General features: G+C 60.3%; 16 protein-coding genes. 6 read left to right on the forward strand and 10 right to left on the reverse strand.

Annotation, left to right across the window (positions count from 1 at the left end):
• Positions 1-41: 41 nt before the first annotated feature.
• The 9 genes from AC09SL_RS21195 to ltrA form a co-directional block, all read right to left on the reverse strand.
• Positions 42-1,964 carry a PrkA family serine protein kinase gene (locus tag AC09SL_RS21195; protein ID WP_058542849.1) on the reverse strand — a complete coding sequence of 641 codons (1,923 nt, stop codon included), beginning with the start codon at positions 1,962-1,964 and terminating at the stop codon, positions 42-44.
• A 299-nt stretch (positions 1,965-2,263) separates the two neighbouring features.
• Complete coding sequence (glpE, locus tag AC09SL_RS21200; RefSeq protein WP_058542848.1) at positions 2,264-2,593, reverse strand: thiosulfate sulfurtransferase GlpE; 330 nt, start codon at positions 2,591-2,593, stop codon at positions 2,264-2,266.
• A 32-nt stretch (positions 2,594-2,625) separates the two neighbouring features.
• The gene (locus tag AC09SL_RS21205) at positions 2,626-3,501 is read right to left on the reverse strand and encodes a symmetrical bis(5'-nucleosyl)-tetraphosphatase (protein ID WP_058542847.1); all 876 of its coding nucleotides are present in this window, start codon (positions 3,499-3,501) and stop codon (positions 2,626-2,628) included.
• Positions 3,501-3,881 (reverse strand): Co2+/Mg2+ efflux protein ApaG, encoded by a 381-nt coding sequence (gene apaG / locus AC09SL_RS21210; protein ID WP_058542846.1) that lies wholly within the window; start codon positions 3,879-3,881, stop codon positions 3,501-3,503. Before apaG ends, AC09SL_RS21205 begins: the two co-directional genes overlap by 1 nt.
• 115 nt (positions 3,882-3,996) lie before the next feature.
• Entirely contained in the window at positions 3,997-4,815 is an 819-nt protein-coding gene (rsmA, locus tag AC09SL_RS21215) for a 16S rRNA (adenine(1518)-N(6)/adenine(1519)-N(6))-dimethyltransferase RsmA (RefSeq protein WP_058542845.1), read from the reverse strand.
• Positions 4,812-5,801 (reverse strand): 4-hydroxythreonine-4-phosphate dehydrogenase PdxA, encoded by a 990-nt coding sequence (gene pdxA, locus AC09SL_RS21220; protein ID WP_058542844.1) that lies wholly within the window; start codon positions 5,799-5,801, stop codon positions 4,812-4,814. The genes rsmA and pdxA overlap by 4 nt, the downstream gene beginning before the upstream one ends.
• Positions 5,798-7,114, reverse strand: coding sequence for a peptidylprolyl isomerase SurA (surA, locus tag AC09SL_RS21225; protein WP_153389002.1), 1,317 nt, complete (start codon positions 7,112-7,114; stop codon positions 5,798-5,800). The genes pdxA and surA overlap by 4 nt, the downstream gene beginning before the upstream one ends.
• Positions 7,095-9,893, reverse strand: coding sequence for an LPS-assembly protein LptD (locus tag AC09SL_RS21230; RefSeq protein ID WP_058542843.1), 2,799 nt, complete (start codon positions 9,891-9,893; stop codon positions 7,095-7,097). The genes surA and AC09SL_RS21230 overlap by 20 nt, the downstream gene beginning before the upstream one ends.
• Positions 9,894-10,048: 155 nt before the next feature.
• A complete protein-coding gene (gene ltrA / locus AC09SL_RS21235; protein ID WP_058542842.1) occupies positions 10,049-11,746 on the reverse strand; it encodes a group II intron reverse transcriptase/maturase in 1,698 nt (565 codons plus the stop codon).
• 1,122 nt (positions 11,747-12,868) lie between these two features.
• Here ltrA and AC09SL_RS21240 point away from each other — a divergent pair.
• From AC09SL_RS21240 to AC09SL_RS21250, 3 genes are read left to right on the forward strand one after another with little or no spacing between them, the layout of a single operon-like run.
• On the forward strand, positions 12,869-13,894 hold the full coding sequence (locus AC09SL_RS21240) for an aminoglycoside phosphotransferase family protein (protein WP_058542841.1): 1,026 nt from the start codon (positions 12,869-12,871) through the stop codon (positions 13,892-13,894).
• The gene (gene murU, locus AC09SL_RS21245; protein WP_058542840.1) at positions 13,891-14,562 is read left to right on the forward strand and encodes an N-acetylmuramate alpha-1-phosphate uridylyltransferase MurU; all 672 of its coding nucleotides are present in this window, start codon (positions 13,891-13,893) and stop codon (positions 14,560-14,562) included. Before AC09SL_RS21240 ends, murU begins: the two co-directional genes overlap by 4 nt.
• A gap of 1 nt (position 14,563) precedes the next feature.
• Positions 14,564-15,331, forward strand: coding sequence for a TerB family tellurite resistance protein (locus AC09SL_RS21250; RefSeq protein WP_058542839.1), 768 nt, complete (start codon positions 14,564-14,566; stop codon positions 15,329-15,331).
• Between the two features lie 165 nt (positions 15,332-15,496).
• Here the strand turns inward: AC09SL_RS21250 and AC09SL_RS21255 are convergent, their stop codons facing one another.
• Positions 15,497-16,489, reverse strand: a complete 993-nt coding sequence (locus AC09SL_RS21255) for an alpha/beta hydrolase family protein (protein ID WP_058542838.1) — start codon at positions 16,487-16,489, stop codon at positions 15,497-15,499.
• Positions 16,490-16,563: 74 nt separating this feature from the next.
• Between AC09SL_RS21255 and AC09SL_RS21260 the strand changes: the two genes are divergently transcribed.
• From AC09SL_RS21260 to AC09SL_RS21270, 3 genes are all read left to right on the forward strand, one after another.
• Positions 16,564-18,960, forward strand: a complete 2,397-nt coding sequence (locus AC09SL_RS21260) for a PAS domain-containing sensor histidine kinase (protein WP_058542837.1) — start codon at positions 16,564-16,566, stop codon at positions 18,958-18,960.
• A gap of 116 nt (positions 18,961-19,076) precedes the next feature.
• On the forward strand, positions 19,077-19,706 hold the full coding sequence (locus AC09SL_RS21265) for a response regulator (RefSeq protein ID WP_003206156.1): 630 nt from the start codon (positions 19,077-19,079) through the stop codon (positions 19,704-19,706).
• Between the two features lie 343 nt (positions 19,707-20,049).
• Complete coding sequence (locus AC09SL_RS21270) at positions 20,050-21,174, forward strand: ABC transporter ATP-binding protein (RefSeq protein WP_058542836.1); 1,125 nt, start codon at positions 20,050-20,052, stop codon at positions 21,172-21,174.
• Positions 21,175-21,197: the final 23 nt, after the last annotated feature.

The raw sequence follows: 21,197 nt of genomic DNA on the forward strand, positions 1-21,197 counted from the left end.
CGCCGTTCCCTTGCAGGCTGTAGCTAGAAGCTTGCCGCTGCTTACTGCGATTTCCGGACCCGCAGATACCACTCGGAGAGCAGTCGTACCTGTTTGTCGGTGTAGCCACGTTCGACCATGCGTGTGACGAAATCGTTGTGTTTTTGCTGGTCCTCCTTGCTGGCCTTGGCGTTGAAGCTGATGACTGGCAGCAGGTCTTCGGTGTTGGAGAACATTTTCTTCTCGATGACCACCCGCAGCTTTTCATAGCTCAGCCAGGTTGGGTTCTTGCCGTTGTTGTTGGCCCGGGCGCGGAGCACGAAGTTGACGATCTCGTTGCGGAAGTCCTTCGGATTGCTGATGCCCGCCGGTTTCTCGATTTTCTCAAGTTCCTCGTTGAGGGCCACGCGATTGAGTATTTCGCCGGTTTCCGGGTCGCGGTATTCCTGGTCCTGGATCCAGAAGTCTGCGTACAGCACGTAGCGGTCGAAGATGTTCTGGCCGTACTCGCTGTAGGACTCCAGGTACGCCGTCTGGATTTCCTTGCCGATGAACTCGATGTAGCGCGGGGCCAGGTATTCCTTGAGGAAGCGCAGGTAACGCTCGCGGGTTTCGGCCTGGAATTGCTCTTGCTCGATCTGCTGTTCCAGCACATACAGCAGGTGAACCGGGTTGGCCGCGATCTCGTGAGGGTCGAAGTTGAAGACCTTGGACAGGATCTTGAACGCAAAACGTGTAGACAGCCCGTTCATCCCCTCGTCGACCCCCGCGTTGTCGCGGTATTCCTGGATCGACTTGGCCTTCGGATCGGTGTCCTTGAGGTTTTCACCGTCGTACACGCGCATCTTCGAATAGATGTTGGAGTTTTCCGGCTCCTTGAGGCGCGACAGCACCGTGAACTGGGCAAGCATCTTCAGGGTGTCGGGGGCGCAATGAGCCTTGGACAGCGAACTGTTGAACAGCAGCTTGTCGTAGATCTTCACCTCATCGCTCACTCGCAGGCAGTACGGGACCTTGACGATGTAGATCCGGTCGATGAAGGCCTCGTTGTTCTTGTTGTTGCGGAAGGTATGCCATTCCGATTCGTTGGAGTGGGCCAGCAGGATGCCGGTGAACGGAATGGCCCCCAGGCCCTCGGTGCTGTTGTAGTTGCCTTCCTGGGTGGCGGTCAGCAGCGGGTGCAGCACCTTGATGGGCGCCTTAAACATCTCGACGAATTCCATCAGGCCCTGGTTGGCCCGGCACAGTGCACCTGAATAGCTGTAGGCGTCGGCGTCGTTCTGTGGAAATTCTTCCAGTTTACGGATATCGACCTTGCCCACCAGGGCGGAAATATCCTGGTTGTTTTCGTCACCCGGTTCGGTCTTGGCCACTGCGATCTGGTTGAGGATCGATGGGTAGAGCTTGACCACCCGGAACTGGCTGATGTCACCGCCGAACTCGGCCAGGCGCTTGGTCGCCCATGGCGACATGATGGTATTGAGGTAGCGGCGTGGGATGCCGAAATCTTCCTCGAGGATCTCGCCATCCTCGGTGGCGTTGAACAGCCCCAGGGGCGATTCGAACACCGGTGAGCCCTTGATGGCAAAGAAGGGCACTTTTTCGATCAATTGCTTGAGCTTCTCGGCCAGGGATGATTTACCACCACCCACGGGGCCAAGCAGATAAAGGATTTGTTTTTTCTCTTCCAGGCCTTGGGCGGCATGGCGGAAATAGGACACGATTTGTTCGATGCATTCTTCCATCCCGTGGAAGTCTGCAAAGGCCGGATAGCGGCGAATCACCTTGTTGGAGAAGATTCGCGAGAGCCTCGAGTTGGTCGAGGTATCCAGCAGCTCCGGTTCTCCGATTGCCAGCAACAGACGTTCCGCAGCCGATGCATAAGCACTGCGGTCCTGCTTGCAGAGTTCGAGGTATTCCTGCAGCGAGTATTCCTCCTGCCGCGTGGACTCGAAACGTTGCTGGAAGTGGCTAAAAATGCTCATGACGTCACCTCGCTCGATACGTGGAGCCGGTGTCGGATCAATCAGTCGATGCTGGACAGCCGCTGGGAACCCAGTTGCCGTTTACCCCCCAGAATGCTTTCAAGAATGCAGGCTCTTGAAAGCTGACTCCCGATGACCCGCGCGCCGGTGTACCGGCTCTCCCCTGTTTTGGATGGCCTGAGGCTAAGGATAGTTCGGAATCGCGGAGGTAAAGGTGGAATACGTAATTAGTTATGGCAGACCGTTTGTCCGCGATCGCTCAAGCCCACGGTTCACGCGGGCTTGGACAACATAAAAAATTATTCCTGATTGTCTTGCGCTGTTTCTGCAGGATAAGTCGCACGCCACAACTCAAAACCGCCGTCCAGGCTATAGACGTCGCTGAAGCCCTGGCTGACCAGATAGGCGGCTGCGCTCTGGCTGGAGTTGCCGTGATAGCAGACCACGACTGTAGGCGCATCGAGGTCGGCGGCATGGATGAAGTCGGCGATGGAATGGTTATCCAGATGCCGGGAGCCACTGATATGCGAAGCCGCGAAAGTGGCTGGGTCGCGGACATCGACGACGACCGCGCCTTGCTCGCGCAAGGCCTGGGCCTGTTCCGGGGGGATGCGTTTGAATTCGCTCATGAAGGGCTCCTGTGGCTCAAGCGCAACGCCGGTCAAACGGCAGTGCCGGCCGGCAATGGTGCAGTGGTCGGTTGATGGGTTTTGGCGTGGCCCTGTTCGTCGCAATCGCAACGCAGTTGCTCGCCGGTGTCGACGTTCATCAGCGTCATGGCGCTGCCCCACACGCAACCGGTATCGAGGGCAAAGACGCCGGGTTCGTCGCATTGGCCACCCAGTGCCGCCCAGTGCCCGAAAATGATCTTCAGGTTACGGGTCTTGCGCTCACTGTGCTTGAACCAGGGGGCATAGCCGGGCGGTGCCGTCTCGATGCCTTCCTTGCCCTTGAGATCGAGCTTGCCGTCGCGGGTGCAGAAGCGCATGCGCGTGAAATAATTAGTAATGATGCGAAGACGGGCGCTGCCGGTAAGGTCATTGTCCCACTTGACAGGCTCGTTGCCGTACATGCCATCCAGGTAAGGGGCCAATAGATTGTCGTCGCGCAATGCCTGTTCGACTTCGCCGGCGCACTTGAGCGCCTTGCGCAAGGACCATTGGGGCGGGATGCCAGCATGGACCAGCGCCAGGTTGCGCGCCTCGTCGTAATGCATGAGCTTCTGTTGGCGCAGCCACTCCAGCAGTTCAACGCAATCGTGGGCGTCGAGAATTTCACTCAAGGTGTCGGATTTTTTCAGGCGCTCGATGTTCTGCCAGGCAGCCAGCAGATGCAGGTCGTGGTTACCGAGCACGCACACCAGCGACTGGCGGATGCTGTAGAGAAAACGCAACGTCTCAAGGGATTGCGGGCCACGGTTGACCAGGTCGCCCACCAGCCACAGCGTGTCTTTTTGAGGATCGAAGGCAACGTGCTCCAGCAGGCACTGGAGCGGGTCGAGGCAGCCTTGCAGGTCGCCGACCGCATACGTAGCCATCAGTGCAGGGCTCCGGGCACGGCCAGGCGGAAAGGCTTTATGACGGCGTCGAAGCGTTTGCCGTCCTCGGCCTGCATCTGGTAGGTGCCCTGCATGGTGCCGACCTTGGTCGTCATCACTGTGCCGCTGCTGTAGCTGTGGCTTTTGCCAGCGTCGATCAATGGCTGCTGGCCGACCACACCTTCGCCACGCACTTCTTCGACATGGCCATCGCCGTCGGTGATGATCCAGTGCCGCGACAGCAGCCTGGCCGGCAGGGAGCCGTTGTTGCGCACGGTAATGCTGTAGGCGAAGGCGAAGCGGTCATGCTCGGGTTGCGACTGTTCTGCCAGAAAACGGGTGGTGACGCTGACGTCGACCTGGTAACGAGGATCGGACATGCAAAAAGGCCTTAAAAGCGAAGCGGGACGCGGGCGCGACTCAAGGGATCAGTCTAGGCCAAGTATCGGGTAGTAGACCAGACTGGCGTACTGCCCGATAGCGATCGTCACTCGTTCAGTTGGCGTCGACTTGCGGGGCGACCTGTTCACTGAGTTTGTCGGCCAGGCGCACGAACGCTGCCAGGTCCAACTGCTCTGGGCGCAGGCTGCCATCGACGCCGGCGGCTTCGATTTCGGCGCTGCTGAGCAGCAGTTTCAAGGTGTTGCGCAAGGTTTTGCGGCGCTGGTTGAACGCTTCGCGCACCACACGTTCCAGCAGGCGATGATCCTTGGCCGGGTGCGGCAGGACGGCGTGGGGTACCAGGCGGACGATAGCCGAATCGACTTTGGGCGGCGGGTTGAAGGCCCCCGGGCCTACGTTGAACAGGTGCTCGACCCGGCAATGGTACTGGACCATGATCGACAGGCGGCCCCAGTCACCCCCGCCCGGGCCGGCGGCGAGGCGCTCGACCACTTCTTTTTGCAGCATGAAGTGCATGTCGCGGATCAGGCCGGCGTTGCTCAGCAGGTGGAAGATCAGCGGCGTGGAGATGTTGTACGGCAGGTTGCCCACTACCCGCAGGCTGTTCGGCGCGGCGTTCAGGCTATTGAAGTCGAACTTCAGCGCGTCGCCCTGGTGCAGGTTGAAATTGCTCCTGCCGGCGAACTGCTGGTTAAGGATCGGGACCAGGTCCTTGTCCAGTTCCACCACGTCCAGTTGCGCGCCGCTGTTGAGCAGGCCCTCGGTCAGGGCGCCCTGGCCCGGGCCGATTTCCAGCAGGCGGTCGTCGGGCTTGGCCCGGATGGAACGCAGGATGCGATCGATCACGCCGGCGTCATGCAGGAAGTTCTGGCCGAAACGCTTGCGCGCGCGGTGTTGGTATTGCTCGGTCATAAATGGGTCTCGGCCATCTGGTAGGCGGTTTCCAGGGCGACTTGCAGGCTGCCGGTATCGATCTTGCCGCTGCCGGCCAGATCCAGGGCGGTGCCATGGTCCACGGAGGTGCGGATGATCGGCAGGCCCAGCGTCACGTTGACCGCCGCGCCAAAGCCTTTGTACTTCAGCACGGGCAGGCCCTGGTCGTGGTACATCGCCAGCACCGCGTCGCAGTGCTCCAGATATTTTGGGGTAAACAGAGTGTCGGCAGGCAGCGGGCCACGCAGGTCCATGCCCTCGCTGCGCAAGCGCTCCAAGGTGGGTTCGATGATGTCGATTTCTTCACGGCCCAGGTGTCCGCCTTCGCCGGCATGGGGATTGAGCCCGCAGACGAGGAGGCGTGGCCGGGCGATGCCGAATTTTTCCTGCAGGTCGGCGTGCAGGATGCGCGTGACCCGCTCCAGGCGTTGTGCGGTGATGGCGTCGGCGATGTCCCGCAAGGGCAGGTGAGTGGTCACCAGGGCCACGCGCAAGCCTCGGGTGGCGAGCATCATCACCACTTGCGGGGTGTGGGTCAGCTCAGCCAGGAATTCGGTGTGCCCGGAAAAGGCAATCCCGGATTCGTTGATCACGCCTTTGTGCACGGGGGCAGTGATCATGCCGGCGAACGCGCCGTCCAGGCAGCCCTGGCCGGCGCGGGTCAGGGTCTCGAGGACGAATGCGGCGTTGGCCTTGTCCAGATGCCCTGTGACGACCGGAGCGCCCAGGGGCGTATCCCAGACATACAGGCTATTGGCGGGTGCCGGGACATCCGGCCAGGCCTGCGGTGTCACGGGCAACAGCTTGACGACCACCCCCAGTTGCGCGGCCCGCTCAAGGAGCAGGTCGCGACTGGTGATGGCAATCAGGGGATATGGCTGGGCTTGCGAGGCGAGCAGCAGGCACAGGTCGGGACCGATGCCGGCTGGTTCGCCGGGTGTCAGCGCAAAACGCTTGGGTTTCACTGCGCTGCCTGGTCTGCACCAGGAAGTTTGATTTCAACGTAGGCTTCGTCGCGAATCTGCCGCAGCCAGGTTTGCAGCTCTTCGTCGTATTTGCGGTTGCGCAAGACCGTCATCGCCTGCTGTTCACGAGCCTGGGTGGTACTGTCGGTGGCGCGGCGGCCAAGGACTTCCAGCACGTGCCAGCCATAAGGGCTCTTGAACGGCTTGGACAGCTGGCCTTGCGGCGTGTTGGCCATGACCTGGCGGAATTCAGGAACCAATGCATTGGGGTCGACCCAGTTCAGGTCGCCGCCGTTGAGGGCCGAGCCCGGGTCTTCCGAGAAACTCTTGGCCAGTTCGGCGAAGTCTTCGCCCGCTTCGATGCGATCGTAGAGTTTCTCCGCCAGGCGCTTGGTCTCGGCTTCGCTGCGAATCTCGCTGGGCTTGATCAGGATGTGGCGAACATGCACTTCGTCACGCACCTGGGTTCCGCCACCGCGTTTTTCCAGCACTTTCAGGATGATGAAGCCGCCTGGCGTGCGCGCTGGCTGGGTGATGTCGCCCACGGCCATGGCGCTCAGTTCGCGGTCGAACGGAGGCGGCAGTTGAGCGGGTTTGCGCCAGCCCATGTCGCCGCCTTCCAAGGCGTTGTCGCTGCCCGACTTGGCAATGGCCATCTGACCGAAATCAGCGCCTTGCTTGAGCTGTTGGTAGACATCCATCGCCTGTCGATAAGCGCTCTGGATCGCTTCGGAGTTGGCGCTTTCCGGGGTAGGAATCAGGATGTTCGCCAGGTGCAGTTCTTCGGAAAGCTGCATCTTGCCCAGGTCAGAGGCGAGGAAGTTCTTCACTTCCTGCTCTGACACCTGGATGCGTTCGGCTACACGGCGTTGGCGCACACGGCTGATGATCATTTCGCGGCGGATCTGATCGCGGGCGTCCTCGTAGGAGAGGCCGTCGCGAGCCAGGGCGGCACGGAACTGGTCGACGCTCATGTTATTGCGCTGGGCAATGGTGCCAACGGCCTGGTTCAGTTCTTCATCGGTGATGCGAATGCCGGAACGTTCGCCGATCTGCAACTGCAGGTTTTCGACGATCAGGCGTTCGAGCACTTGCTGGTCCAGCACGCCTGGCGGCGGCAGGCCACCACCGCGCTTGGCGATGGTTTGCTGCACTTCATGGACGCGCTGGTCCAGCTGGCTCTGCATGACCACGTCGTTGTCGACGATGGCCACCACTTTATCGATGGGCTGTACCGCGGCGTTGGCCGCAGTACCCAGGAACAGCGCGCCCAGCATCAGCGGGCGCAGACAATCAGAAAGCTTGGTCTTCACGTTCACGATAACCTTGGATGCCTTTGTCGAGGAAGCTCTCTACCTTGGCGCCAGTCAGGCCGCCGAGTCCCTTCAGAACAATTTGGAGGAAGACGCCGTGGTCGCCTTTTTCGTTTTCCGGGGCGGCTTGACTGAATTCTTCATAGTCGACCCAGTAACGGTTGATCAGGCGCAGTTTCCAGCAGCAGTTGTCATATTCGAAACCACCGAAGGCTTCCAGGGTGCGGTTGCGGTTGTAGTCATACTGCCAGCGGCTGATTACGTTCCACTGCGGCACGATCGGCCAGATGACCGAGAAGTCGTGCTGCTTGATTTTGTAGTAGTCCTTCACGTAGCCAGGAGTACCCGGGGTGCCGTAGTCGCCACCGCCCACTTGCCACTGGCCAGTGGTTTCATCGTAGCGGACCAGGTCGTTGCGATAGCGATAGCCAGCGTTGATGACCTTGTTCGGGTTGTCTTCCGGCTGGTAGTGAAACATCGCGCTGCCCGAACGGGGGCTGTGGGTATCCGGGTCCCAGTTGTAGTTGGCGGTGGTGCGCCAATCGCGGTTCCAGCGGTACTCGTATTCCAGTGCGTACGGGGAAACGTCCGACTTGGCGTCCTCACGTGTCTTGAAGTCGATGCCTGGCAACTGAACTTCGCGATCCTTGAAGTACAGGGCCTGGCCGACGCTGATACGCTGGCGTTCGAAACCGTTTTCTTCGATCCAGCGGCTGGTTACGCCCAGGGACAGCTTGTTTTCGTCGCCGACACGGTCGGAGCCGGTAAAGCGGTTGTCCCGGAACAGCGAGGAATAGCTGAAGGTCGATTCACTGGTATCGAAGACCGGGATATCGCTCTGATCCTTCTCCGGTACGTAGAGGTAGAACAGGCGTGGTTCCAGGGTCTGGCGATAGTTGGTGCCGAACCATTGGGTATCGCGGTCAAAATACAAGCCGCTGTCGATGCTGGCTATTGGAACGCCACGGCTCTGGCTGCTGCTATAGGTGCCGCGCAGGCGATCGGCCTCGGCGCTCTGTGCCGCAATTTGCGATTTGCCTCTGCCATCCAGATCCAGGTCATACTGGGTGTACTGGTATTTCAAGGATGGCTTGATGTAGCCGTAGCTCGCCTCCATCGGCAAGCTCATGACCGGCGCCAAATTCAGGCGATTGCCGTTCGCTCGCGCAAGGCCGCGGATGTTGTTGTCCAGCCACGGCGATGTAACGCCTTCGTCGTTGCTATACAGGCCATTTCTCAAGTTTCGATCAAATCGGACCAGTTCTGTTTGGTAAGCGAAATCCAGGCCATATGGATGCTGTGGCAACGCACCGTTGAAGGTGATCTGCGGCAAACGATCATAGGGCGTGACCTTGGAAATCGTCGCCATCTGGTAAGCCTGGGCATTCAAGCGGGCAACGTAGTTGTCCCCTCGATAGCTGACGGCCCCTTGCTGGTTTACATAATCCCTGGACTCGACACCGATCTGGTCGGTCTGCAAATCCTGGAAGTAGTAAGGGTCGCTGATCTTGGTGTAGTCGACTTCCGTCAGCACGCGCGAGTCGAGGCCGCCCTTGTGCTGCCAGTTGTACATGTAGCGGGTCTTGCTGTAGTCGGACTGCTTGGCGCGTTCGTCTTCTTCGTCGTTGAGATACGCCGCGCCGAACTGACCTTCGCTGGACTTGGTCAGGTAGCGGAACTCGCCTTCCATCAACAGGCCACGCTTGCTCATGTAGCGCGGGTACAACGTGGCATCGTAGTTCGGCGCCAGGTTGAAGTAGTACGGCGTGACCAGCAGGAAGCCGGTATCGCTGCCGCTGCCGATGGTTGGTGGCAGGAAGCCGGACTGGCGACGGTCGTCGATCGGGAAGTAAATATAAGGCGTGTACAGGACTGGAATGTCCTTGACCCGAAGCGTCACGTTGGTCGCGGTACCGAAGCCGGTGGCTGGGTTCAGGGTGATGTTGTTGCCCTTGAGGGTCCAGGCGTTGCTGTTCGGTTCACACGTGGTGTACGTGCCGTCCTTGAGGCGGATGATCGCGTTCTCGGCGCGCTTGGCGTACAGCGCGTTACCGCGGATGCGCGACTTGTGCATCACGTATTCGGCGTTGTCGACCTTGGCTTCGCCGGTGTCCAGCTGTACATCGGCGTGATCGCCGACGATCAGCGCCCCGTTGTCGCGAACCCGCACGTTGCCGCTCAGCTCGCCACGGTTCTCGGCCTGGTACAGGTTGGCCTCGTCGGCCTCGACCTGCATGCTGCCCTGGCGCATGACCACGTCACCGGCCAGGGTCGCCACCTGTTCTTCCTGTTGATAGCGTGAAGCCTTGGCGCCGAGGAAGGTGGGGGCGTCGCTCTTGGCCGTCTTGTCGTTCATGCCAGGACGGGTCGGCTCGATATAGGCACCCGCGCAGTAAGGCCCGGTTTCAGCCAATTGCGCGGGGGTGAGGTTCTCTCGTGGAACCCAATCCAGGTGACTGTAGTCTGCACTGCGCGACTTCAGGCCACGGCCCTTGGCTTCGGTAACGAGCATCGGCTTTTCGCCGGCTTCCTCGCCCGAGCTGCTGTCGGCTGCAGTTGCGCCGCTGTCGGAAACCGCGCTGCCGTCATGCACGGGACGCGGCGGCAACGCGGCGGCCGGTGTCTTGGGCGCACAGTCCCAGGCACCCGAAGCGGAGACGGAGCAGTCATACTGCTGCGCCGCGACGACGAATGAAGAGGCCAGGGGTTGCAGGGCCAGCAGACTGCCGGTGACCAGCAACGGAAATTTTTTACGAAACGCGGGGGATTTCAATGCCATCTTATTAGTCCGGGCTTCCTGCGTGCCATCTGCCCGCGGTGTGGGCCGCACGCCTCTCGATGGTCTGAAAGTTGGGTAGGAGCAGACCATTTCTGGCCTGCTCCCCCCTAAAAACCGTACGTGCGCCTTTCAGCGCATACGGCTCAAGTCTCTACTTAACCCCCGAAATCGGGAGCCGGTTTGTTCACTGTTAGCCCACGAGCATGAAGCTGCTGGTGGCAAATGGGATGCAATAGTACCCGGTTGCTTAGCGAGTCACCACCGCCTTGTGAGCGATAAATGATGTGGTGGTCGTGCCACCCCGTCTCCCTGATTATCGGGTTCTTGCACAGTAAACACAGACCTTTTTGCGATTGAAACAGGTTTGATACTTGTTTACGGTATTTCAGCTTCCCGAGCATCCGGGACATCCGCAGTTTCTCGCCCATTTCCTCCATCGAAGGATCGAACGGGTTGTACTCCCCGCTGATTTTTCTGTGCCTCTCGATCGGCGTAGCCTCAAGGGTGTATAGCCTGATCTCCTCTTTGTCCCCAGTCTCTGTCAGTAACGTGGTGCAGAACACCCAGTTTCGACCCTCGATGAGTTGGAAATACTTCTTCCTGATCCAGTCGAGGTTTTTGTTCGGGTGTCGCCGTTTTGCCCAGCGCCATAGCGCTTGGAATATTTGAAAGTCCATGCGGCTGTACGCCTTCTTGGCGACTACTGGCTGGTGATAGAACGCCCAGCCTCGCAGCATCGGGTTCAGCAATCGGATCAGATCCTCTTGCGTCACCGCTTTGTTGGTGCTGATGACCTCCTTGGCCTTGCGATAGAACGCTTTCACGTTTTTCTTGCTCGGCTTGATCAGAAGCTTCCCGCCGTACTTGCGGAAATTCCAACCCAGAAAGTCAAAGCCTTCATCTATATGGACGACATGGGTTTTCTCAGGGGATAACTGCAATCCGCGCACCGCGAGGAACTGCTCCACCCAAGGTTTGACTTCGCTATCGAGCACCTCTTTCGATTCGCCAGTGATCACAAAATCGTCCGCATATCGCACTACATTGATTTTCAGCTTCTTGGCCCGTGTCACGCCCAGATATCGCTTGAGCTGTGTTTCCAGGCCATCCAGCACCATATTTGCCAAGGTCGGCGAGATAATCCCGCCTTGAGGTGTACCGGCATCCGTTGCCTGAAGCTGGCCTTTATGGATCACGCCTGCTTTCAACCATTTGCGAAGAACCATTTTGTCCGTAGGGACGTGGTGGATCAGCCAGTCGTGGTTGATATGGTCAAAGCAGCCCTTGATGTCCGCTTCCAAAACCCATTTGGCCGATAGCCTCTTGGACAGGCAAACGAACAACTGCCCCATCGCATCCGCCGTCGAGCGTTCGATCCTGAAGCCGTAGCTATTGGGATCACCCGTGGTTTCTGCGATGGGCGCCAGAGCAAGCAAGTACAACGCCTGCATTGCCCTGTCAGTCATGGTCGGGATGCCCAAAGGGCGCTCCTTTCCATTCGACTTTGGGATAAACACTCGCCGTAGCGGCCGAGGTTTATACCCGTGGCGCTTCAATCCATCTGCCGCTTTCCATTTGGCATCCGGTGTATCCCAGAGCACGCGGTCGACTCCCGCCGTGCGCTTACCCTGGTTTTCAGTGACTCGCCGTACGGCCAAGTATCTGGCCGAGCGTGAGCGGGTCAGCATCCGTTGCAAGGCTTTCACCCTGCGCCAGTTGCCTTCCCGACAAGCCTTCGCAATCCGTATCTGCATTGCCCGAACGTTCCGCTGAACGCGACACCAGTCGATGTCGTGCCATTGCTGCGGAACGTCGGAAGGCGCAGACACGGCCATTTGGCTGTGTTCTATCATGCTGCCTTCCTCTCAGATGACCCTGAGCAAAAGACGTACGCATCCCCTGATGAGGAGGGGCGCTCCCGTCAGGGTTGGACTATTGGAAGGTCCGGTATTTCTGGACCTCGAAGTTCATTGAAACAGGCTCAATCAGCATTCATGCGACGAAAGACCACGCAGAAGTCTGCCCGGTTTCCCGTGGGATAATGTTCCAATCCCTATCCGAACCATTACAGCCCGGCGTTCGCTTTCTCTGCGATCCCATACCCGCACAGCCAACAGTTCACCTTGCGGTTTGCCTGCCCGAAGGCAGCCATACGGGCTTACCACGTTCCCTGACTGTCACACGACTGGTTTAGGACCTGCCTTTTCGCCGGAGGCTTGTGCAGCGACGTATTCCCACATCCCACAGGAATATCTGGCCTCGTACCTTTTGGTTCATGCCTGACAGCAGTTTGGGCATGGTTATCCTTACGGCGTTTATCAGCAGTTCACTTACGTTGCCCTTGCCAGCCAGCCTAGCGCCTCAACCCGGTACTGCTCCGAGCATCCATGACTTGCCTCGCAGCAAGATCACGCCCTGACGGGGGCTACATTGTCGGAAGAGCTTCATACCCCACCGTTACCAGTGACGCATGTCTTCCTAGGCTATCGTTGGTCGCACAACGAGTCCGCTACTGTTCAGTGACTGCAACAGTTGGACAATGACAGACAGAACTTTCGCTCATGTCTCCAGTTGAAATGGACAAGGACCGTAGGAAAACGGCTTGTCTGGGTGATGTTCCCCCTATTTGCAGAAGGAGGAACCCCTGCGGGGATTCTTCCCGTCAGAGTAAGGCCATGGGGCCGATGTGATGAAGTAAGCACTCCCAGTCCGAAATCCGGACCATAACCACGCTTCCGAGTGCTAAGTGGTTTTGGGTTCGCTATTGCGCCGCAGCGACAACGAGTCTTTTTAAGCGAAGGACTCCTTGGGCGGTTTTGTTTCCCGAATTGGCTGCCGGGCTGTTGGTTCCTTTGCAAGAACCCTTCACGATGACTCCTCATCGCGAAGCTGGAGGCACGCTACGCGTGTCGCACAAGATGCTGGATAATAAAGCATGACCCGCTTGACGGCTAGCGCCGTCGGAGACCCTTGCAATGCCCGACCAAGATGTACGCTTGCAACACCTGAAAGTTTGGCTCGATGAACAACTGCCTATCCTTTTTACTCAACAGGGCTGGGGAGTCGTACCCCCGGCCACGTTGACCGCCGCCAGCAGTGACGCGAGTTTCCGGCGTTATTTCCGCTGGGAAGGCGAGGGTCGCAGTTTGATCGTAATGGATGCGCCGCCGCCCCAGGAAAACTGCAAACCCTTCGTGGATATTGCTTTTTTGCTGGCGAAATCCGGCATTAACGTGCCAAAAATTTATGCCGAAGACCTCGATCGCGGCTTTCTTTTGCTCAATGACTTGGGCAACCAGACCTATCTGGACGTGATCAACGGCGAAAATGCCGACGATTTATTCCGCGATGCCCTGCAAGCCTTGCTGGCTTTCCAGCAACTGCCGATGGTTGCGCCGTTGCCGAGCTACGATGTCGCGTTGCTGCGCCGGGAGCTGGAATTGTTCCCCGAGTGGTACGTCAAGCGCGAGCTGGGTATCGAATTGGATTCGGCCCAGCAGCAACTCTGGCAGCAGGCCAGCGAATTGCTGATCGACAGCGCCCTGGCCCAGCCCAAAGTGCTGGTGCACCGCGACTACATGCCGCGCAACCTGATGCTCAGCGTGCCGAACCCCGGTGTGCTGGATTTTCAGGATGCGGTCTATGGCCCCGTCACCTACGACGTGACCTGTCTGTTCAAGGACGCCTTCCTCAGTTGGCCCGAGGCGCGCGTGCGCGGCTGGCTGGAGAATTACTGGCAGCAGGCCGGCGCCCTTGGCATTCCCGTCCAGCCGGACCTTGAGGACTTCCTGCGGGCCAGCGACTTGATGGGCGTGCAGCGCCATCTCAAGGTCATCGGGATCTTCGCGCGCATTTGCCATCGTGATGGCAAGCCACGCTACCTCGGCGATGTGCCGCGCTTCTTTGCCTATATAGAAGCGGTCATTGCCCGTCGTCCGGAACTGGCACCGCTCGGTGAATTGCTGGGCAGCCTGCGGCAATCGGCCGGAGCAACGGCATGAAGGCGATGATCCTGGCGGCAGGCAAGGGCGAACGCATGCGGCCCTTGACCCTGACCACGCCAAAGCCGTTGATTCGCGTGGGGGGTGTTCCCTTGATCGAATACCACTTGCGGGCGCTGGCCAGGGCCGGCTTCACCGAGATCGTGATCAATCACGCCTGGCTCGGTCAGCAGATCGAAGATCACCTGGGGGATGGTTCGCGGTTTGGCGTGAGCATTCGGTTTTCCCCCGAAGGCGAGCCGCTGGAGACCGGCGGCGGAATCTTCAGGGCCTTGCCGCTGCTGGGCGATGAAGCGTTTGTGGTGGTGAACGGCGATGTCTGGACCGACTACGATTTCAGCGCGTTGCGCCGGCCGATCGAGGGGCTGGCGCACCTGGTGCTCGTCGATAATCCCGAGCATCACCCGGACGGCGATTTCGTCCTGGCCGACGGAAAGGTTCACGATAGGCGCGCACCTGCCGACAACCTGACCTATAGCGGCATCGCCGTCCTGCACCCGCGCTTGTTCGACGGTTGCTCGGCCGGTGCGTTCAAGCTCGCACCGCTGTTGCGCGCGGCCATGGCCGAGGGACGCGTCAGTGGCGAGCACCTCAAAGGGCATTGGGTCGATGTCGGCACCCATGAACGTTTGGCGCAGGTCGAAACCTTGATAGAAGCGAGCGGTTGATATGTGGTGGCCAGGGACTCTGATTGGAGCCGGGGCTGGCTTTGCCATAGCCAGCATCCCGGGGGCCATGCTTGGGGCGTTGTTGGGACAGGCGCTGGATCGGCGCCTGAACCTGCAGGGCTGGGCGCAGGTACGTGAGCGCCTGGGTGGGCGCCCGGCGTTACGCAACGATGAGTTGTTGTTTGTATTGCTGGGGCGGTTGGCGAAAAGTGATGGGCGTGTGGTCGATGGCCACATCCAGCAGGCTCGCCAGGAAATGCGTGCGCTGGACTTGAGCGAGTCGGCGCAGCGCCGGGCGATCGCGGCGTTCAACCGGGGCAAGTCCGCAAATGATCGCTTGCGCGGTTATATGCGGCGCCTGGCCGTCCAGCCTCATGCGGCTGAAGGGGTATTGCGCGCGTGTTGGCGGATGGTCTGGGCCGATGGGCGTGCCGGTGTCAACGAGCGAGAACTGGTGGCGCAGTGGGGCCGGTGGCTGGGCTGGACGCCGCAACAGGTCCAAGCGCTGGCGGCTGATTACGAACCGCAGAAACTGTCGCGGCCCAACAGCGGCGTGACCTATCAGGAAGCCTTGCGCTTGTTGGGTGTTTCGGCCACCAGCGAACCGTCACAGATCAAGCGTGCTTACCGGCGTCTGCTCAGTCGTCATCATCCGGACAAGATTGCCGGTAGCGGGGCAACGCCCTTGCAGGTGCGTGAGGCCACCGACAGAACCCGGGAGCTGCACAATGCCTATCGACTGATTCGCGAGCGGCGGGATTTTCGGTAGCCCGCTGGCCTGCGGTAGGCGCTGCCGAAGGCTGCGATCTTGATATTTCGCCTGAGACTCAACTGGCCTTGGAAAGATCGCAGCCTCGCTTCGCTCGGCAGCTCCTACAGCGTGGTCCAATGGGAGCAAGCTCCCCCACCACGGTGGGTGGGGCCATAGTCAGCCTTACTCCCCGGCTTTCTGCGGACTCAACCAACCCCGAACCCGACGGAACAGTTGCTCCTGCTCCGCCGCCGGGTTCGGCAGGGCCTTGAGGGACACTTGGCTGAAGGTCGAGCCTTTCAAGCGTTTGCTCGCTTGCAAGCGCTCCAGCGCCGCGTTGCGATCCAGCGGCTTGTCCATGTAGAAAATGTCGGCGGTCGCCAGTTTCAAGGTCGAGGTCAGTTCGGCCAGGGCCGGCTTGGCGGTGACCGGGGTCTGGGCGGCCACCATCACGAAGCGTTCGACTTGCGAGGGTTGTTTTTCACTCAAGTAACGCGCTACCCAATAGGCGCCAGTGCCATGGCCCAGCAGCACGATGCGGCGCGCGCTTTGTTGTTCGGCGTAGGCCAGCGCTGCATCGATACGGGCGAAGATGCGCTCGGCATCGGCCTTGGCGTGTTCTTCATCAGTTTGGGGAACGATTGGATCTGCCGCATCTGCTTCGCCGCCCGCGACCTGTTCGATCGGCGCCGCGGTGGTGGCATCCGGTGCTGCCGCAGCGGTGTCGGCCGGCTTGGTTTCGGGAGGTGTTTCCATCACGCGCGGTGCAATGACGTCGCTTTGCAGGTCCGGCAGGGTGATACTCAGGCTGCTCCATTCAACATCGGGCAATTTTTTACGCAACGGGCCGATAGCTTGAGGCCAGTCAGCTGTTTCGCCGGCGCCGGGGACTATGATGACTGCGCCCTTGGGGTCGCTGGTATTGGCCGGTTTCCACAGCGCCAGGAAGGTATCGCTGCCGGTCTGCAACTGTTGTTGTTCCTGAAGTGGGATCGTTCGCTCAAGTGCGATCGCTTCTTCCTGGCTACGCTCGAGCAAGGGTTGGCGCTCGACGGGTTTTTCCTCGGCAGGTTGCTGCGCGGCGGGTGCCGTTTCGCTGGCCTGCACAGAAAAGGCACTTGGCAGGATCAGCGACAGGCACAATGCTGGCAACGCCAGGCGATAAACAGAGGGCATCGGATATTCCATGACCAGAAGTATTTCCGGCAGCCTAATGGGTTGGTCAGTATTTGTCAGTGCATGAGACTTCGATGATGCGTTTTTGCTGCCTGTGGGTTATCGGCTGTTTATGGCTTCCCTTGATGGCGTGGGCCGCGCCCGCGCCGTCGGCGCACGGGGTGCAATTGAATGCAGGGCAGCGCCAGTGGTTGGCGCAGCATCCGCAATGGCGGGTCGGCCTGGTATTGCAGGCGCCCTATGCGCAATACGACCGGCGCTTGCAGCGGTTGTCCGGCACCAACGTCGAGTTGATGCAATGGCTGGGCAAGGCGTTGAACGTCGAACTCACCTGGCGCAATTTCCAGGACCTGGCGCAACTGGAAGCGGCGGTGCGCGCTGGCGAAGTGGACGTTGCTCCGGGCCTGAGCCAATCTCCGAGCGGGCTCAAGCTCTGGCAGTTTTCCGATCCCTACATGCGCGTGCCGCAATTGATCGTCGGTGCGCAGAAGGGGGCCGAGGGGGTGGAGTTGGAAAAACTCGACACCCAGGCCCGGGTCGCGGTGCGCATGCCCAGCGCCACGGCCGATTACCTGCGCAGCAACTACCCGATGCTGAATCTGCAAGGCGTGCCGATGGAGCGCGCGGCCCTGCAATTGTTGCTGACCCAGCAGGCTCGATATGCGGTGGTCGATGAGGCTCAGCTCGGGCGGCTGATGGTCGAGCCCGAATTCGCCGAGCTGGCGGTGGTGGGCGACATCGGCCTGCCGCAGTTGCTGCGGGTTGCCACGCGCCGGGACTGGCCGGAACTGGCCGATATCATCGAGAGCGGTTTGCAGGCAATTCCGGCCAAGGAGCTGGAGCAACTGCACAGCCGCTGGCTCAAGCCGAAATACCCGCGCCTGACCGAGACCCCGGGTTTCTGGCAGAACTTGACCCTGTTGATTCTGGCCCTGCTGCTCAGCAGCATCGCCATCGTGTTCTGGCAGCGCCGCCAGCAACGCGCACTGGAACGCCGTCTACGGGCCGCGAAGGAGGACATCGCCCAGCGTGCTGCCAGCGAGGAAGCCTTGCGCCTGACGCAGTTTTCCATCGATCAAAGCACGGTCGGCATCCTCTGGGTCAATTGGGACAGCCACGTGCGCTATGCCAACCGAGCGGCTGAAACCATGCTCGGCTATGCCTCGGGCGCCATCATCGACCGTCCCTTGATCGACTTCGAGCCGGGCTTGCACATGGATCGTTGGCTGAACCTGTGGAAGCGCGCCCGGGCCAGTGAAGACCGGCCGCAGAGTTTCGAGACCGAGTGCGTGCGAGCCGACGGCAGCATTCTGCCGGCCGACGTTTCCCTGAGTTTCCTGCGTTTTCGCGACGCCGAATACCTGGTGGTCTACCTCAACGACGTGACCGAACGTCGACGTGCGCTGGCGGCGTTGCGCGAAAGCGAAGCGCGGTTGCAAGGTATCGCCGCTAATGTGCCAGGCCTGGTCTTTCGCCTGGAGCGGGCGCCAGTGACCGGCCAGATCGACTTTGCCTACATCAGTGAAGGCAGCGAAAGCCTGGTGGGTTATTCCCCTGCAACCCTGGCCCGCAGCGACACCGGGCTGCGCAGCCTGGTGCACCCGCAGGACAAGGCCGATTACCACCGCACCCAGGACCAGGCGCTGGACACCGACAGTGACTGGTCGTGGCAGGGCCGCATCCTGACCCGCGAAGGCCAGGAGCGTTGGGCCGAGATCAAGGCGATCACCCGTCGCCTGGAAGATGGCGCCTACGTCTGGGACGGGATCGTCTGGGACATCACCGAAAGCAAGCGCATCGAACTGGAACTGGCCAGCTCCCGGGAGCAGTTGCGCGAGTTGTCGGCGCACCTGGAAAGCGTGCGGGAAGAGGAAAAGGCACGCATTGCCCGGGAAGTTCACGACGAGCTGGGCCAGATGCTGACGGTGTTGAAGCTAGAAACATCCATGTGTGAATTGGCCTACGCGCAACTCGACCCGGGCCTGCATGAGCGGCTCAACAGCATGAAGCGCCTGATTGCCCAGTTGTTCCAACTGGTGCGGGACGTGGCAACGGCGCTGCGCCCGCCGATCCTGGATGCTGGCATTGCCTCGGCCATCGAATGGCAGGCTCGGCGTTTCGAGGCGCGTACGCAGATTCCATGCCTGGTGCAGGTGCCGGACAACCTGCCGGCCCTGAGCGATGCCAAGGCCATTGGCCTGTTCCGGATTCTCCAGGAAGCGCTGACCAACGTGATGCGCCACGCCCAAGCGCATACTGTAGAGCTGACGCTGGTTCAGGAGGGCGACGAATTGTGCCTGACCGTCAGCGACGACGGTGTAGGATTTATTGCCGATACGGGTCGGCCAACCTCCTTTGGCCTGGTCGGCATGCGTGAGCGGGTGCTGATCATGGGCGGGCAGTTGACCCTGGAGAGTGAACCGGGGGAGGGCACGACCCTGTCGGTGCGGGTGCCGTTGCATGAGGTCTGATGGGGTGGGTTGCCTGGGCGGGCCCGAGCCAGCTCGCTCCCACATTGATTGAGATGTACACATGACCCTGGGGGAGCGAGCTTGCTCGCGATGAGATCCTGAATCTGGAGAACAACGTGATCCGTGTACTGGTAGCCGAAGACCACACCATCGTCCGTGAAGGCATCAAGCAGTTGATCGGCCTGGCCAAGGATCTGGTGGTGGTAGGGGAGGCGAGCAATGGCGAACAGTTGCTCGAGACCTTGCGCCACGTGCCCTGCGAGGTGGTGCTGTTGGACATTTCCATGCCGGGCGTCAACGGCCTGGAGGCAATCCCACGGATCCGGGCGCTGAACAATCCGCCGGCCATCCTGGTGTTGTCGATGCATGACGAGGCGCAAATGGCTGCCCGCGCCCTGAAGGTCGGCGCCGCCGGCTACGCGACCAAGGACAGCGACCCGGCCCTGCTGCTCATGGCGATTCGCAAGGTCGCGGCCGGCGGACGCTATATCGACCCGGACCTGGCCGACCGCATGGTCTTTGAAGTCGGCCTGACCGACACGCGGCCGTTGCACTCGCTGCTGTCCGAGCGTGAGTTCTCAGTCTTCGAACGATTGGCCCAGGGCGCCAACGTCAACGACATCGCCCAGCAACTGGCCCTGAGCAGCAAGACCATCAGCACCCACAAGGCGCGGCTGATGCAGAAGCTCAACATCACCTCATTGGCAGAGTTGGTGAAATATGCGATGGAGCACAAGTTGCTCTGAACCCCGCAATTCCCCCCTGGGAGCGAGCTTGCTCGTGATGGCGGCGGCACATTCAATATTGATGTCGGCTGACACGGCGCTATCGCGAGCAAGCTCGCTCCCACGGGAAATGTGTCGGCATATCCATTTGCGACACACCCCAACAGCGCTTTTTGCCCCTACTTGCAGCTTGCCGCTTACAACTCGCCGCTGCATTTACCCAATCCCGCCATCCTTGTAGGGCAATCCCTACCCCGACTCTTCCATCCGGCTGAGGCGATTCTCTCCTGCCTCCCGATTTGCGCGGCTCCCAGGGTCCACTAGGCTTGATTCACAAGCAGTCATCAATACAAAAGGTGCGGGTATGAGCCAGGTCGATTCAAGCGCGGGGGCCAGTGATGTGCTGGTCAGCTTTCGTGGTGTGCAAAAGAGCTACGACGGCGAGAACCTGATCGTCAAGGACCTCAACCTGGATATTCGCAAAGGCGAATTCCTGACCCTGCTCGGGCCTTCCGGCTCCGGCAAGACCACCAGCCTGATGATGCTCGCCGGGTTTGAAACCCCAACCGCCGGTGAGATCCTGCTGGCCGGGCGCTCGATCAACAATGTGCCACCGCACAAGCGCGACATCGGCATGGTGTTCCAGAACTACGCCTTGTTCCCTCACATGACCGTCGCCGAGAACCTGGCGTTCCCGCTTACTGTGCGTGGCCTGAACAAGAGCGACGTGAGTGATCGGGTCAAGCGCGTCTTGAGCATGGTCCAGTTGGACAGCTTCGCCCAGCGCTACCCGGCGCAACTGTCCGGTGGCCAGCAGCAACGGGTAGCCCTGGCCCGGGCCCTGGTGTTCGAGCCGCAGCTGGTGCTGATGGACGAACCCTTGGGTGCGCTGGACAAGCAATTGCGCGAGCACATGCAGATGGAAATCAAACACCTGCACCAGCGCCTTGGCGTGACGGTGGTCTACGTGACCCACGACCAGGGCGAAGCCCTGACCATGTCCGACCGCGTGGCGGTATTCCACCAGGGCGAGATCCAGCAGATCGCCCCGCCGCGTACCCTGTATGAAGAGCCGAAAAACACCTTCGTCGCCAACTTCATCGGCGAGAACAACCGTCTCAATGGTCGTCTGCACAGTCAAACCGGCGAGCGCTGCCTGGTGGAGCTGGGGCGCGGTGAGAAGGTCGAGGCACTGGCGGTGAATGTCGGCAAGCCCGGCGAGCCGGTGACCCTGTCGATCCGTCCGGAGCGGGTGAGCCTCAACGGCGCAAGCGAACAATGTGTCAACCGCTTCTCAGGGAGGGTGGCGGAATTCATCTATCTGGGCGACCACGTCCGGGTTCGCCTGGAAGTCTGCGGCAAGAATGACTTCTTCGTGAAACAACCGATTGCCGAGCTCGACCCCGAGCTCGCTGTCGGGGACGTGGTTCCGCTTGGCTGGCAAGTCGAGCATGTGCGTGCGCTCGATCCCCTTCTAGAGGCGAATTGATCGCCCCCTGCTGTACCAACACC

It is taken from the genome of Pseudomonas sp. PF05 (genome assembly GCF_056521845.1).